The organism is Streptomyces zhihengii, assembly GCF_016919245.1.
Taxonomy (GTDB): Bacteria; Actinomycetota; Actinomycetes; order Streptomycetales; family Streptomycetaceae; genus Streptomyces; species Streptomyces zhihengii.
The window spans coordinates 493,106-506,584 of record NZ_JAFEJA010000001.1 but is presented as its reverse complement, the minus strand read 5'-3'; the positions used below and the strand labels follow the sequence as shown (position 1 = coordinate 506,584).

The window sequence follows — 13,479 nt, the reverse complement described above, 5'->3', positions numbered from 1 at the left end:
CGACGACGGCAACATCGGCGCTCCGGGGCTCCTCCTCACATCGTCGTGGAACTCTCAGGAGCCTCACGCAGCCCTCAGCCACGGGACAGGGGCAAGGGAGCCGGCCAGTCCGCTTCCCGAGTGCCCGGACCGCTTCCCGAGGGCCCGGAGGCGTGCTTTATGAGCTGTTCGGGTGGTTGATGACCTTTTGGGCAATCCTGTGCGGTGACGGCATCGAAGCATCGGTGGACTCGCCCCGACCCGGGTGCGGGCCACGTATTCGATCGGAGTCACCTTCGTGCGTACTCGTCTCGTCGCGTCCGCCATCGCGGCGACCGCCGCTGTCGCCGCGTCGCTGTTCGCTTCCGCTCTGGCATCGGCCGACCAGGCCACGCCCAGCCCCTTCGCGTCCCAGGGGCGGGCGGCCAAGGGCGCTCTGGTGAGTGTGGGGCTGAACCACCGACCAGCGTCTGGTCGGCTTCCGCGTCGACAACCCGGCCGCCACATGGAGCTTCGGCACGGTCCGCGGACTGCGCGGTGACGGCAAGCTCGTCGGCATCGACTTCCGTGTCCAGAACGGCAAGCTCTACGGCGTCGGCGACAAGGGCGGCGTCTACACCCTCGACGGCGAAGCCCGCGCGGTCAAGGTCTCGCAGCTGACCGTCGCCCTGGTGGGCCGCAGCTTCGGCGTCGACTTCAACCCCGCCGCCAATCGCCTGCGCGTCATCAGCGACACCGGGCAGAATCTGCGCCACAACATCGACGACCCGGCCGCCCCTCGCACCACCACCGTCGACGGCACCCTGACCAACCCGACCACGCCGCCGTCCACCGCGCTCGGCGTCACCGGCGCCGCCTACACGAACAACGACCTCAACACCGCGACCGCGACCACGCTCTTCGACATCGACACGGCGAACGACCGGGTCTCCCTCCAGTCCCCGGCCAACGCAGGTACCCTCGCCCCCACCGGCAACCTCGGCGTCAACGCCGGACCGTCCGCAGGCTTCGACATCTACTACCGCGCGTCCGACGGCTCCAACCACGGCTTCGCCGCACTCGACACGTCCGGGAAGCACCGCTTCTACAAGGTCGACATCCTCGACGGCGAGACCACCTTCGTGGGCACCTTCCCCTCCGACCGGCACGTCGTCGATGTCGCGCTGCCCCTCGCACAGCACTGACTCGACTGCCCCGGTCACGCGTGCACCTCACGGTGAACGGTGACGTGCCAGGTACCTAGCCGCGTCACTCCGTCTGCGAGGCGGCGGGCGGAGCAGGTGCTCTCTCCGGTCTCATCGCCCCGTGGCCCCGCAGAGGCGGCGGGCCGCAGCGCACGACTGCTGCGGTCCGCCGCCGAGTTGCGCGGCAGTTCCACGATGTCGTCAGCGTGCACTCGTAGCCGGCCGTACCGGATCCCGAGTAGACCTCGACCGAGGCGAAACAGGTGGCAGCGGCCGCACCGTTCCGGCTTCGGCCGCTTTCGCGCTGCCGGTGGTGCGGGTGGTGCGGGTGGTGCGGGTGGTGCCAGTGGTGTCGTTGGGTTCGGACCAGGTCGGTGTGTTGCTGTCCTGGGTGCCGCACGCGCGGGGCGGGCCGTCGCAGAGGTCGGGGTCGGGCACACCGTCGGTCACGCTGCGCAGGAACCGCGCCTATCTGCGCCGGCGCGGGATCCGTGACAGGCCCGATGGCAGCCCCCGCCAACGACCTCACGTGGCGATTCGCTTGGATGTCGCCAACGGCTTCGCGCGATTCTGGGGAAGCCACAGAGTCGAAGGGGTGCTGAGCTCGGTGAACGAGTTGAAGAACGTACTGGCGGACAACCATTACCCCGGACGCGGGGTGCTGTGGTGCCGAACCGGCAACGGGGATTCGCTTGGCGGGTACTTCCTCACGGGACGAAGCCCTGCCTCCAAGGCCCGCGCTCTGCACCGCACTCCGGAGGGGGCTCTGCTTGTCGCCCCGTCGGAACCGAGCGCACACGATCACCTGCGTCACTACGTCGCCGCACGCCAAAGCGGCCAGTGGCTGGTCTTCGGCAACGGCGAACAGGTGGCCACGGTCGCCGACCGGCTCGACTCCGGAGAGCTTCCCGCCCTGGCCCTGGACGGCTTGGACTACGAACCGGACCCGCCGATCTTCACCCCCCGGCTGACCGTCGTTGCTGACGGCCGAGCCGGCGGGCGAGCCTGGTTCGGCGCCGCGCGGCACAGCAACGGGGGACGCACGGCTACCAACCGGCTGACTTTGGAGGTCAGTCACCTGGAGCCCGGTGAGGGGGTGCTCCTCACTACGTATCGCTCGGACGGACACGAGATCGCGACAGGCGACCCGTTCACCGAGGTCCGCATCACCGCCGGAAACCGCCGCGGTCTTCTGGACGAGCTGTGGGACTCTCTGCCGCCTCAGCTTCGGATCGCCGCCGCGGTCTTCTCGCCCGGTGGTCTCGCTGAGGCAGACGTTCGGCAAGGAGCGCCGGCCCAGAGCTGACGTGTGCCGGTCCGCCGATTCAGCTTCGAAGAGCAGCCTCGGAGCCCGCCTCACGGAATCACTTCCGGAACACGTCCTGGTACTCCAGCAGGACTTTGCTGTCTGACCTGCGGGTTTCGCTGGCGGGCGGGACTGTACCGGCACCTGGCGCCGGCCACGGTGTTTGCCGGGGCTGCTGTGCTGTCCCTCGCCGTCTGTGCCCACGGGCTGCGCGCGCGATCCGCCCCTCCCCGCCAGCGGGGTGTTCGACACCAGCCGTCGGATCCGCGGTGAACCGGTTGCCGTATTCACGCCCGGGCGGGTTGCTCGGCGGCGTCGAACGCGGGCGCGAGCGGGGCCAGTGCCGTGCGGATCCTGTCGGGCAGTGAGCCGGAGGGCACCACCAGTCCTCCGGTGGCGAAGCTCGCGGCGGACTCCGCGTTCCCGGCCGGCCGGAGCCAGCCTTCCAGCGCGATGCGCACTGCCGCGGCCACGCTCGCCGCGAGGACACGGGCTGCAGGCGCTTCGGCGTCGTCCAGGCGTTCGGCGATCACCGCCGTGAGAGGGGGCTCGATGCCGGCGGTGGCATCGAGGAACGCGTCGCGCAGCGCGGTCCGGGTGGTGATCAGCAGCAGCGCCTTGTGTGCGCGCTCGCCTGTGGCCGTGTACTGCTCGACCACTGCTTCGGTGATGGCGTCGGCCAGGCGCACTCCTGCGGGCCGGGCCGCGACCGCCGCCGCGATGCGGGCCTCCCGGTCCGCGGTGACTGCGGAGACGATCGCCTGCTCCCGGCTGGCGAAGTAGTTGTTGTAGGTGCGCGGCGAGACCCCGGCGGCTTCGGCGATGTCCTCGACCCGCACCTGGTCCGGTCCGCGCTCCATGGCCAGGCGCAGGGCCGCCTCGCGCAGCGCCTGGCGCGTGGCCTGCTTCTTCCGCTCCCGCAGCCCCGGTGTTGGTGTCGTCACGGCGTCAGCGTTCCACACATGACTGCGCGCGCGCAAAGTTACGCGCACGCAAACTTGCGTGCGCGCATGTTTGCTGTCAGTCTCGACCCGCCGAGACCCGACATTAAGGACGTCAGCATGCGCGCAAGAGGAATGACCTACGACACCGGATTCGTCGTGCACGGCCGGATGTCCCGCGAGCACTTCGACCCCGCTGTCGTCCGGCGCGAGCTCGCCATCATCCGCGACGACCTGCACTGCAACGCGGTCCAGATCATCGGCGGAGACCCGGACCGACTGGAACTGGCCGCCGGTGCCGCCGCCGAACTCGGCATGGAGGTCTGGTTCTCGCCCTATCCGCTGGAGCTGGATCCGGAGCAGATCCTCACGCTCTTCCGCGACTGCGCCGAGCGAGCGGAACGGCTCCGGCAGCAGGGGGCCGCCGTCGTGTTCGTTGCAGGCGTCGAGCTGAGCGTGATGAACCGCGGGTTCCTGCCCGGAGACAGCCCCGAAGAGCGGGTCGAGCAGTTCATGAACGAACCCGGACGCAGGGCCGACGCGATGCGTGAACTCGGCCTGCGCATGAACACATTCCTCCGCGACGCCGCGGCCACGGTCCGCGAGCGCTTCCACGGCAAGCTCACCTACGCGGCCATCCAGTTCGAACAGGTCGACTGGACGCCGTTCGACATGGTGACGTTCGAGCTGATCCGCTCCGCCGAGGTCGCCGACCGGTTCCGGGACGCGGTACGCACCCTGGCCCGGGGCCCGAAGCCGCTCGCCGTCACCGGCTTCGGCACCGCGGCCTACCGCGGCGCGGGAGACCGCGGTGGGCGCGTGCTGGACGTCGTCGAGCACGACCCGGAGACCCGGGCCCCTGTCCGGCTGAACGGCATGTACGAGCGTGACGAGGCCGGCCAGGCCGCATACGTGAGCGAACTGCTGGAGATCTTCGAGACCGAGGGCGTGGACAGCGCGTTCGTGTTCTTGTTCGCCCTGCCCGGCTACCCGCACCGCCCGGACGGCGACCCCAGACACGACCTGGACCGGGCCGGCCTGGGCATCGTCAAACTCCTCGAAGGGCGACGGGGACATACCTACCCCGACATGGAATGGGAACCCAAGGCCGCCTTCACGGCAGTGGCGCAGCGGTATCGGAGATGACGTGCCCCGAGCACGGCGACCACGCCCCGGTGTCCGCACCGGGGGTGGGTCTCCTGCGCCGGATGCGTCCGGAGCGGAGGAAGAGGGTCGGCGGTCGCCGGACGGTCGGCGGGCGTGGGCAGTCCGGGCGCGCCGGCAGCAGACCGCGCGGTACGACCTTGCCGAGGCATACGTGGAGCGGCGCTGGGAGGCAGGGGTTGCCGAGGGCGCCCGGCAGGCATCGTGCCTGGTCGGGCGCCCTCTGCGAGGCCTCTAGAAGAAGCCGAGCTTCTTCGGCGAGTACGACACCAGCAGGTTCTTCGTCTGCTGGTAGTGGTCCAGCATCATCCGGTGGGTCTCGCGGCCGATGCCCGACTGCTTGTAGCCGCCGAAGGCGGCGTGCGCCGGGTAGGCGTGGTAGCAGTTCGTCCACACGCGGCCCGCCTGGATCGCGCGGCCCGCGCGGTAGGCGGTGTTGGCCTCGCGGGTCCAGACGCCGGCGCCGAGGCCGTAGAGGGTGTCGTTGGCCGTGGTGATCGCGTCGTCGAAGTCCGAGAAGGAGGTCACCGCGACCACCGGGCCGAAGATCTCCTCCTGGAAGACGCGCATGCGGTTGTCGCCCTCGAAGACGGTGGGCTGGACGTAGTAGCCGCCCGCCAGGTCGCCGCCGTGTTCGATGCGCTGACCGCCCGTCAGGATCTTGGCGCCCTCCTGCTGCCCGATGTCCAGGTAGGAGAGGATCTTCTGCAACTGGTCGTTGGAGGCCTGCGCGCCGATCATGGTGTCCGTGTCCAGGGGGTGGCCGGCGACGATGGCCTCCGTGCGGGCGATGCCCGCCTCCAGGAACTCGCCGTAGTGGCCCCGCTGGATCAGCGCCCGTGACGGACAGGTGCACACCTCGCCCTGGTTGAGGGCGAACATGGTGAAGCCCTCCAGCGCCTTGTCGCGGAAGTCGTCGTCGGCGCGGGAGACGTCGTCGAAGAAGATGTTGGGCGACTTGCCGCCGAGCTCCAGGGTGACCGGCTTGATGTTCTCGGAGGCGTACTGCATGATCAGCCGCCCCGTGGTGGTCTCCCCGGTGAAGGCGATCTTCGCGACCCGCGGGCTGGACGCCAGCGGCTTGCCGGCCTCCACGCCGAAGCCGTTGACGACGTTCAGCACACCGGGCGGCAGGAGGTCGGCCACCAGGCTCAGCCAGACGTGGATCGACGCCGGCGTCTGCTCGGCCGGCTTCAGCACCACCGCGTTGCCCGCGGCCAGGGCGGGCGCCAGCTTCCAGGTGGCCATCAGGATGGGGAAGTTCCACGGGATGATCTGCGCGACCACGCCCAGCGGCTCGTGGAAGTGGTACGCGACCGTGTCGTCGTCGAGCTCGCTGAGCCCGCCCTCCTGCGCCCGCAGCGCGCCCGCGAAGTACCGGAAGTGGTCGATGGCGAGCGGGATGTCGGCCGCCAGCGTCTCCCGCACCGGCTTCCCGTTGTCCCAGGTCTCGGCGACGGCGAGCTGCTCCAGGCCGGCCTCCATCCGGTCGGCGATCTTCAGCAGGATGCCGGCCCGCTCCGCCACCGAGGTCCGTCCCCAGCCGGGCGCCGCCGCGTGGGCCGCGTCCAGGGCCTTCTCGACGTCCTCCGCGGTGCCCCGGGCGATCTCGGTGAAGGGGCGGCCGTCGACCGGGCTGGGGTTCTCGAAGTACTGCCCGCGGGCGGGCGGGACGTACTCGCCGCCGATCCAGTGGTCGTAACGGGACTCGTACGAGACGACCGCGCCGTCGGTGTTCGGCTTCGCGTATCGGGTCATGTCCTGGGCCTCCCGGTGTGCGCGCGCCGCCCGCCGTCGGACGACGCTCGCGAGGAGGCTAGGAGCCGGGACGTTGCAACCGGGTTGCGTCCCTCACGCCCGCTGCCACGCGTCCAGCGCGGCCACCCGGGCCAGTGCCGCCGCCCGCTGGGCGCGGGGCAGCGCGGCGGCGAGCGCCCGCCAGACGGGCAGGTCCTCGCCGCCCCAGGCGCTGTACGCCCAGTCGGCGAGCAGCGCCGGGTCGCCGCGGGCGATCAGGGCGGCCCGGAGCCCGTCGCCGAGCCGGTCGCGCAGCCGTGTCACCGCCGGGGCCTGCGACTGCGGCAGCAGCGGCCCCGCGTAGGCGCCGAGCGCACCCGTCAGGGCCCCCGCCGCCAGCCGCCGGGTCACGGTGTCGAAGTCCGCCTCCACGGGCATCGCGAGCCGGTACGGGCGGGACCGCAGCACATCGGGCCCCAGCAGCCGCCGCAGCCGCGACAGTTCGGCGCGCAGGGTGACCGGTGTGACCCTCTCGTCCTCGTACAGCTCGACCAGGAGTTCGTCGCCGCCGATGCCCTCGGGGCGGCCGGCCAGCACGGTGAGGATCTCGCTGTGGCGGCGTGACAGCCGCAGCCTGCGGCCGCCGGCGGTGAGCAGCGCCTCGTCCCGCCCGAGCGCGGTCAGCCGGGCGCACGGATCCGGCGCGGGAGGTGTGAGCAGGGCCAGTTGGGACTCGGCGGCGCGTGCCACGGCGCCGACGAACGCCAGACTGTGCGGGTGGGCGAGCCGGTCGCCACCGGTGATGTCGACGGCCCCGAGCACCCGGCCGGTCGCCGGGTCGTGGATCGGGGCCGCCGCGCACGTCCAGGACTGCACGTCCCTGCGGAAGTGTTCGGCGGCGAACACCTGGACCGGCCGGCCGACGGCGATGGCGGTGCCCGGCGCGTTCGTCCCCGCGGCCGTCTCGGCCCAGCGGGCGCCCGGCACGAAGTTCATCGTGTCCGCCCTGGCCAGGGTCGCGGGCGGTCCCTCGACCCAGAGCAGCCGGCCGTGCGCGTCGCACACGGCGACGAGATGCTCGCCGTCCCGCGCGTAGGCGCCGGTGAGTTCGCGGATGACGGGCATCACCCGGGCGAGGGCGTGGGCGTCCCGGTAGGCGCCGAGGTCGTCGCCGTCCAGCTCCACCCCGGCGAGCCCCTCGGGGCTGACCCGGGCGCGCGCCGAGCGGCGCCACGAGTCGGCGACCTCGGGGCGCACCGGCAGTTCGACACGGCCCGCCGTCAGGTACGCGTCGTAGGCCCGCCGCAGTGCCGCGCTCCGCTTCGCGGGATCGGCTCCGGGCTCCAGGGCCACCCATGTGTCGCTCACTCCGGCCTCCCTGCGCCCCATCGTGACCCGGGGCGCGGCAACCGACAAGCGTCCGGGACGATCCTCTTCGTACGGCCCCCGGGCAGGGAGGCGCGCACGCCTCGACGGCGGCCCCGCGCACGCCGGCGCGCACGGGCGGGCGCGCACCCGCCGGCGCGGGCGCCGCCCCCGGCGCTCACACCGGCGAGGCGGGACGGGCGTCCGTCAGGCGAAGTTGACCAGCCGGATGTAGCGGGTCCAGTCCCACAGCGGCCCCGGGTCGGTGTGGGTGGCGCCCGGCACCTCGTGGTGGCCGATGATGTGGGCGCGGTCCTTCGGGATGCCGTAGCGGTCGCACACGTTCGCGGTGAGCGCGGCGGAACGCTCGTACAGCGCGTGGGTGAAGTACGAGGGCCGGTCCACCCAGCCCTCGTGCTCGATGCCGATGCTGCGGGTGTTGTAGTCCCAGTTCCCGGCGTGCCAGGCGATGTCGCGTTCCTGCACGCACTGGGCGACGTGTCCGTCCGATGAGCGCACGACGTAGTGCGCGGACACCTTGCGGGCCGGGTCCTTGAAGATCGACAGGGTGTCCGCGTACGTCTCCTGGGTGACATGGACGACCACGTACCGGACGGGGTACGCCGTCGGTCTGGTCGACGCCGTGCGGTTGGACGCCGCGGCGGGGATCCACTCGGCCGACGGGAAGTCCGCTGCCGCCAGGGGCGCGGCGGCGGCCGGGGAGTGGGGGGCCGGGAGCAGGATGCCGGCGGCGGCCGTCGCCGCGGCGCCCCGGAGCAGGTTTCTGCGGTCCATGGGACCTCTCCTGTCGGTGTGACCTGTGGGGGTGTCAGGGACCATGAGCATCCCGTGCCGGAGGCCGCACGGCACGGAGCCACGCGACAGCGGAGGTGCGGATGTCGCGGGTCCGGTCGGCGGCCGGCCGGTGGAGCGAGCCCACACGGTACTGGTGCCGGCCACCGTGCGACAGATGGCCGGTTCCGTCAACAGGGCTGAACGACACGTGAGTTGGGGGTCCGTGTCCCCGAGGGGGCGGGCCCCTTGCGGACACGGGGCGGTCAGCCGGCCGGCTCCGGCTCCGCCGGTGGGAGCGGCTCCGACGCCGACGCCAGGGCCGTCGCCGGGTCGGGCGACGGCGGCCCGGCGGGAGCCCATGCCGCACCCTCCCTGCGGTACGGCCACCAGCTCCCGTCCGGGCCGAGGCGGAGCTGGAGACGCGCGCCGACGACCGTCCAGCGCGAAGGCCCGGCCGCCCGCAGCCGGGGCCGTCCGGCATCGTCCCCGGTGCCGTCCCAGGCCGACTCCAGCGCCGCCGTCGCCCGCGCCAGCAGCGCTTCGCCGGGCGTGAAGTCGCCCTCCAGGACGGCGAGTCCGGCCGCTCCGCCGTGGTGCCAGGCGCGGGCCGCCAGCTCCAGCCCGGTGCGGGAACGCCCCGTACCGGCCGCCAGCCGCGCCATGACGACCGGCGGCGGCGCGGCCGCCGCCATCCGCACCGCGTCCTGGTCCGGGGTGAGCGCGGCCGCCGCCCGCCGTTCGCCGTGGCCCGGGGCGAGCGCCCCCGCCAGCAGGACCAGCGCCCGGGAGGCGGCGTCCCGGGCCAGGAACTCCAGCGCGTCCGGGTCCACCCCGGGCGCCGGGGGCGTCTCCGTGTCGAGGGTGGGCGGCAGCCCCGCCTCCGCGGGCAGCGGCGGCGGGTCGGGGAGCACGGGCAGGATGCCCCGCGCGGCGAACGCCTCGTCCGCCCGCACCGACGGCCCCGGATCCGGGGCCTCCGCCGCCTGCGGACCGGCGGGCGCGGCGGCGCGCGCCGCGCTGCCCGACTGGAGGTCGTCCAGCAGCCGCCGCTCCCCGCGCCCGCGCAACAGCAGCAGCACGAAGGGGTCCTGGTCCAGCAGCCGTGCGACCTGGTAGCAGAGCGCCGCCGTGTGCGGGCACAGGTCCCACGCCTCGCAGGAGCACTCGGGCTCCAGATCTCCGATGCCGGGCAGCAGTTCCACCCCGGCCGCGGCCGCGTCCTCCACCAGATGCGGCGGCATGTCGTGGTCGAGCAGCGCCGCGATGTGCCCCGCGCGCTCCACCGCCACGGCGAGGAAGCGGTCCCACTCCTCGTCGCGGAGCACCGGGAGCAGCACATCGCCGCGGTGCGCCGTGCCGTCGCGGTCGCGGACCACCGCGGTGATCCGCCCCGGCCGGACGGTGACCGCGCCCACCGCACCCGAACGGGCCTGCGCACGGCCCCGCTTGAGCTGCGCGCCGTCGAGCGCGGAGTCCTCCAGGGCCTTCAGCCAGGCCCGGCCCCACCAGGTGGCGGCGAAGCCGCGCCCCGGCGCGGGCGGCAGCGCGTCGAACGTCCGCCCGGCGTCGTCCCCGGTGCCCGGCGCCCGTCCCTCGTCGTGACCGTGGCTCATCGTCCGCTCCCTCGCAGTTCCACGAGCTCCGCCAGCTCCGCGTCCGTCAGTTCCGTGAGCGCCGCCTCGCCGGCGCCTCCGAGCACCGTGTCGGCCAGCTCCCGCTTGCGGTCCAGCATCCGCGCGATCCGGTCCTCGACGGTGCCCTCGGCGATGAGCCGGTGCACCTGCACGGGCCGGTCCTGCCCGATCCGGTAGGCGCGGTCGGTGGCCTGCGCCTCGACGGCCGGGTTCCACCAGCGGTCGTAGTGCACGACGTGCTCGGCCCGGGTCAGGTTCAGACCGGTGCCCGCCGCCTTCAGCGACAGCAGGAAGACGGGCACCTCGCCCCGCTGGAACCGGTTCACCATGGCCTCCCGCCCGGCGACGGGGGTGCCGCCGTGCAGGAACTGCGTCGGCACCCCGCGGCCGGCCAGATGGGCCTCCAGTAGCCGCGCCATCCGCACGTACTGGGTGAACACCAGCACGCTCGCCCCCTCCGCGAGGATCGTGTCCAGCAGTTCGTCGAGGAGTTCGAGCTTTCCGGAGCGCCCGGCGGTGCCCGGACCGTCCTCCTTCAGGTACTGCGCGGGGTGGTTGCAGATCTGCTTCAGGCCGGTGAGCAGGGAGACGACCAGCCCCCGGCGCTCCATCCCGTCGGCGGTGGCGAGCGCGTCGAGCGACTCCCGGACGACCGCCTCGTACAGTCCGGCCTGCTCGGTCGTCAGGGAGACGGCGCGGTCGGTCTCCGTCTTCGGGGGCAGCTCGGGCGCGATGCCCGGATCCGACTTCCGGCGGCGCAGCAGGAACGGTCCGACCAGCGCCGACAGCCGGGCGGCCGCCGCCGGGTCGGTGCCGCCCTCGACGGCCTGGGCGTAACGCCTGCGGAAGGTCCCGAGACGGCCGAGCAGCCCGGGGGTGGTCCAGTCGAGGATCGCCCACAGCTCGGAGAGGTTGTTCTCGACCGGAGTGCCGCTGAGGGCGACCCGGGCCCGGGCGCCGATGGTGCGCAGCCGGCGGGCGGTGGCCGCGTAGGGGTTCTTGACGTGCTGCGCCTCGTCGGCGACGACCATGCCCCAGCCGGCGTCCGCGAGCCGCTCGGCGTCCAGCCGCATGGTGCCGTACGTGGTCAGCACCACCTCGTCCGGCGCCAGGTCCGACAGCGAGCGGGACGCGCCGTGGAAGCGGCGGACGGGGGTGCCGGGCGCGAAGCGCTCGATCTCGCGCTGCCAGTTGCCCATCAGGGACGTCGGGCAGACGACGAGTGCCGGGCCGGCGGCCGACGGCTCCGTCTGACGGTGCAGATGGAGGGCGATGACGGTGATCGTCTTGCCGAGGCCCATGTCGTCGGCGAGACAGGCGCCGAGACCGAGCGAGGTCATGCGGTTCAGCCAGTTCAGGCCACGGAGCTGGTAGTCGCGCAGGGTCGCGGCGAGCGCCGCGGGCTGGGCGACGTCCGGACGGACGGCCTCCGCTCCCGCGGAGCCCTCCGGGTCGGCGAGTGCGGCACGCAGGCGTTCGAGCGCGCCGGTGGCCGTGACCTCGACGCGCCGTCCGCCGACCTCCGCGGAGCCGGTCAGCGCGGCGGCGAGCGCGTCCACGGGGGAGATCCGGTCGTCCTTGGCCTCCCGGGCGCGGCGCACCTCCTCGGGGTCGATCAGCACCCACGCGTCGCGCAGCCGCACCAGGGGGCGTCCCGCCTCGGCGAGCCGGTCCAGCTCGTCACGGGTGAGCTCCCGGTCGCCGAGGGCGAAGCGCCAGTCGAAGGCGAGCAGCGAGTCCGCCGAGAGGAAGGACGGCAGGCCCGAGGACTCGCGGCCGGCCCGCGACGGCCCGCCCCCGTGCGTGGTGTCGTCCGCGGCGTCCGGGCCGTACGCGCCGTACGTGCCGTCCGTGCTGCACGTCGGGTCGTGGTCCGGGGACACCGGGCCGCCGACGACGGCCCGCGCGGTGAGGCCGCGGGCGAGCCGGCGGGGCCAGTGGACCTGGAGACCGGTTGCGGCGAGGGCCTTGGCGGCCGGACCGAGCAGGTCCGTGACCTCCTCGTCGGCGAGTTCGATCGCGTCGGGCACCGGGGCGTGCAGCAGGGGCGCGAGCGCCGGCCAGGCGTGCGCCGCCCGGCGCAGCGCCAGCAGCGCGTCGAGCCGGGCCCGGGGGCCGAAGGCCGCCGCAGGCGCTCCGGTGCCGGACCAGACGTCCGCGGCGTCGGCGACGACCGCCGTGTCGGAGACGCTGTGCATCTGCACCACGGCGCGGAAGGACGGACGCGCTCCGTCGGTGACCGTGGAGCCCGGGGTGCCGGCGGTGGGGGCTGTGTTGGCGGTGCGGGCGGTGTTGGCGGTGCGGGCGAGGCCGCCGTCGGGGGCGTCGGGACCGCCGTCGGGACGGTCGTCGGGGGCGGCGGGACCGCCGTCGGGGTCGTCGTCGATTCCGAGGACCTCGACGCGCAGCGACAGCCGCACGCCCGCGTCGTGCCCGGCGGCCACCTCGGCGGCCCAGGCTCGGTGTCCGGGCAGGCGCCGGGGCTCGGCCGCGGCGTACGCGGGGTCGCCGGCGGCCATCGGGGCGGCGGGCGACCGCGGCAGCGCGTCGGCCACGGCATCGGTGAACTGCCGCAGCAGCCGCTCCGGTTCGGGCATCAGCAGCGGGAGCGCGTCCGGGTCGAGCGGCACGGCGTGCGCGGACGGGGGCATCGACGCCGCGAGCCGCCGCAGCCTGCCGAGATCCTCGGGAGCGAGCGGGCCCATCCGCCAGGCGTCCGTGTCGGTGGCGCTCAGGCCGGGCAGCAGGAGTCCCCTGGCGGCCAGTTGCAGCGCGAGGACGGCGGCCGCGCCCCAGAAGGCGGCCGACGCGGACACGTCTGCCGAACCGGATTCCACGGCCGGCGCGGGCAGCCCGGCCGAGCCCGACTCCGCGGACTGCGTGGGGAGCGCGGGCGTGGACCCAGCGGTCGGCGTCGACGGCGTGGTCGGCGTGGAGGGCACGGTCGGCGTGGCGGGGGCGGCCGGCGGGGGTGCCGTGGCCGCCGCCCGCGCACGCGTCAGCACCGGGAGGGCGTCGGCGACGGGCAGCAGCAGCGCGGTCGCGTCCGCCGTGCCGAGCCCGTCGTCCGTGACGACGGTCAGAGTCTCGCGCGGCCACCCGGACAACTCGTCGGGAGCGCAGGCCGGTGCTCCCTCCGGGCCGGAGGCATGCGGTGCGGAGGCGTGCGGTCCGGCCGGGCCGGGGCGCCGGGCGGGTGTCCCGTCCGTTTCCCGGAGGCCGTCGGGGAGCAGGAAGGCGACGCGGCCCGTGCGGGCCGGATCACCGGGGAGGAAGAGCGCGGGGCAGGCGGCGAGGGCCTGGACCGCCGCGGGGGAGAGGCGGGGTGCGACGGGCGGGGGCGGCGTCGGCGAAGGGGGCCTGTGCACAGCGAC

At 73.9% G+C, this 13,479-nt stretch carries 8 protein-coding genes and 1 pseudogene; 3 read left to right on the top strand and 6 right to left on the bottom strand.

What is annotated here, in order from left to right; all coding sequences use genetic code 11:
• Nucleotides 1–277 precede the first annotated feature (277 nt).
• Together JE024_RS02150 and JE024_RS02145 are read left to right on the top strand one after the other, a co-directional pair.
• Nucleotides 278–1,163, top strand: a pseudogene (locus tag JE024_RS02150) (DUF4394 domain-containing protein).
• Between the two features lie 607 nt (nt 1,164–1,770).
• Nucleotides 1,771–2,469: an IMP cyclohydrolase gene (locus JE024_RS02145; protein ID WP_244882534.1), complete on the top strand. Its 699-nt coding sequence runs from the start codon at nt 1,771–1,773 to the stop codon at nt 2,467–2,469.
• A gap of 287 nt (nt 2,470–2,756) precedes the next feature.
• On the opposite strand, the gene JE024_RS02140 is transcribed toward JE024_RS02145, so the two are convergent.
• Nucleotides 2,757–3,413 carry a TetR/AcrR family transcriptional regulator gene (locus JE024_RS02140; RefSeq protein WP_205371914.1) on the bottom strand — a complete coding sequence of 219 codons (657 nt, stop codon included), beginning with the start codon at nt 3,411–3,413 and terminating at the stop codon, nt 2,757–2,759.
• 132 nt (nt 3,414–3,545) lie between these two features.
• Here JE024_RS02140 and JE024_RS02135 point away from each other — a divergent pair, with 132 nt between their 5' ends.
• Entirely contained in the window at nt 3,546–4,556 is a 1,011-nt protein-coding gene (locus tag JE024_RS02135) for a glycoside hydrolase family 113 protein (protein WP_205376330.1), read from the top strand.
• A 252-nt stretch (nt 4,557–4,808) separates the two neighbouring features.
• On the opposite strand, the gene adh is transcribed toward JE024_RS02135, so the two are convergent.
• From adh to JE024_RS02110, 5 genes are all read right to left on the bottom strand, one after another.
• Complete coding sequence (gene adh / locus JE024_RS02130) at nt 4,809–6,332, bottom strand: aldehyde dehydrogenase (RefSeq protein ID WP_205371913.1); 1,524 nt, start codon at nt 6,330–6,332, stop codon at nt 4,809–4,811.
• A gap of 93 nt (nt 6,333–6,425) precedes the next feature.
• Nucleotides 6,426–7,679, bottom strand: coding sequence for a GAF domain-containing protein (locus JE024_RS02125; protein ID WP_244882532.1), 1,254 nt, complete (start codon nt 7,677–7,679; stop codon nt 6,426–6,428).
• 204 nt (nt 7,680–7,883) lie between these two features.
• On the bottom strand, nt 7,884–8,471 hold the full coding sequence (locus JE024_RS02120) for an N-acetylmuramoyl-L-alanine amidase (protein ID WP_205371912.1): 588 nt from the start codon (nt 8,469–8,471) through the stop codon (nt 7,884–7,886).
• A gap of 263 nt (nt 8,472–8,734) precedes the next feature.
• Nucleotides 8,735–10,084 (bottom strand): SWIM zinc finger family protein, encoded by a 1,350-nt coding sequence (locus tag JE024_RS02115; RefSeq protein WP_205371911.1) that lies wholly within the window; start codon nt 10,082–10,084, stop codon nt 8,735–8,737.
• Entirely contained in the window at nt 10,081–13,473 is a 3,393-nt protein-coding gene (locus JE024_RS02110; protein WP_244882530.1) for an SCO1167/SCO6262 family helicase, read from the bottom strand. The genes JE024_RS02115 and JE024_RS02110 overlap by 4 nt, the downstream gene beginning before the upstream one ends.
• Nucleotides 13,474–13,479 lie beyond the last annotated feature (6 nt).

Bases quoted from the DNA above. Each gene is read 5' to 3' on its own strand.
- JE024_RS02135 (WP_205376330.1), top strand. From the start codon at position 3,546: ATGACCTACGACACCGGATTCGTCGTGCACGGCCGGATGTCCCGCGAG.
- adh (WP_205371913.1), bottom strand. From the start codon at position 6,332: ATGACCCGATACGCGAAGCCGAACACCGACGGCGCGGTCGTCTCGTAC.
- JE024_RS02120 (WP_205371912.1), bottom strand. From the start codon at position 8,471: ATGGACCGCAGAAACCTGCTCCGGGGCGCCGCGGCGACGGCCGCCGCC.
- JE024_RS02115 (WP_205371911.1), bottom strand. From the start codon at position 10,084: ATGAGCCACGGTCACGACGAGGGACGGGCGCCGGGCACCGGGGACGAC.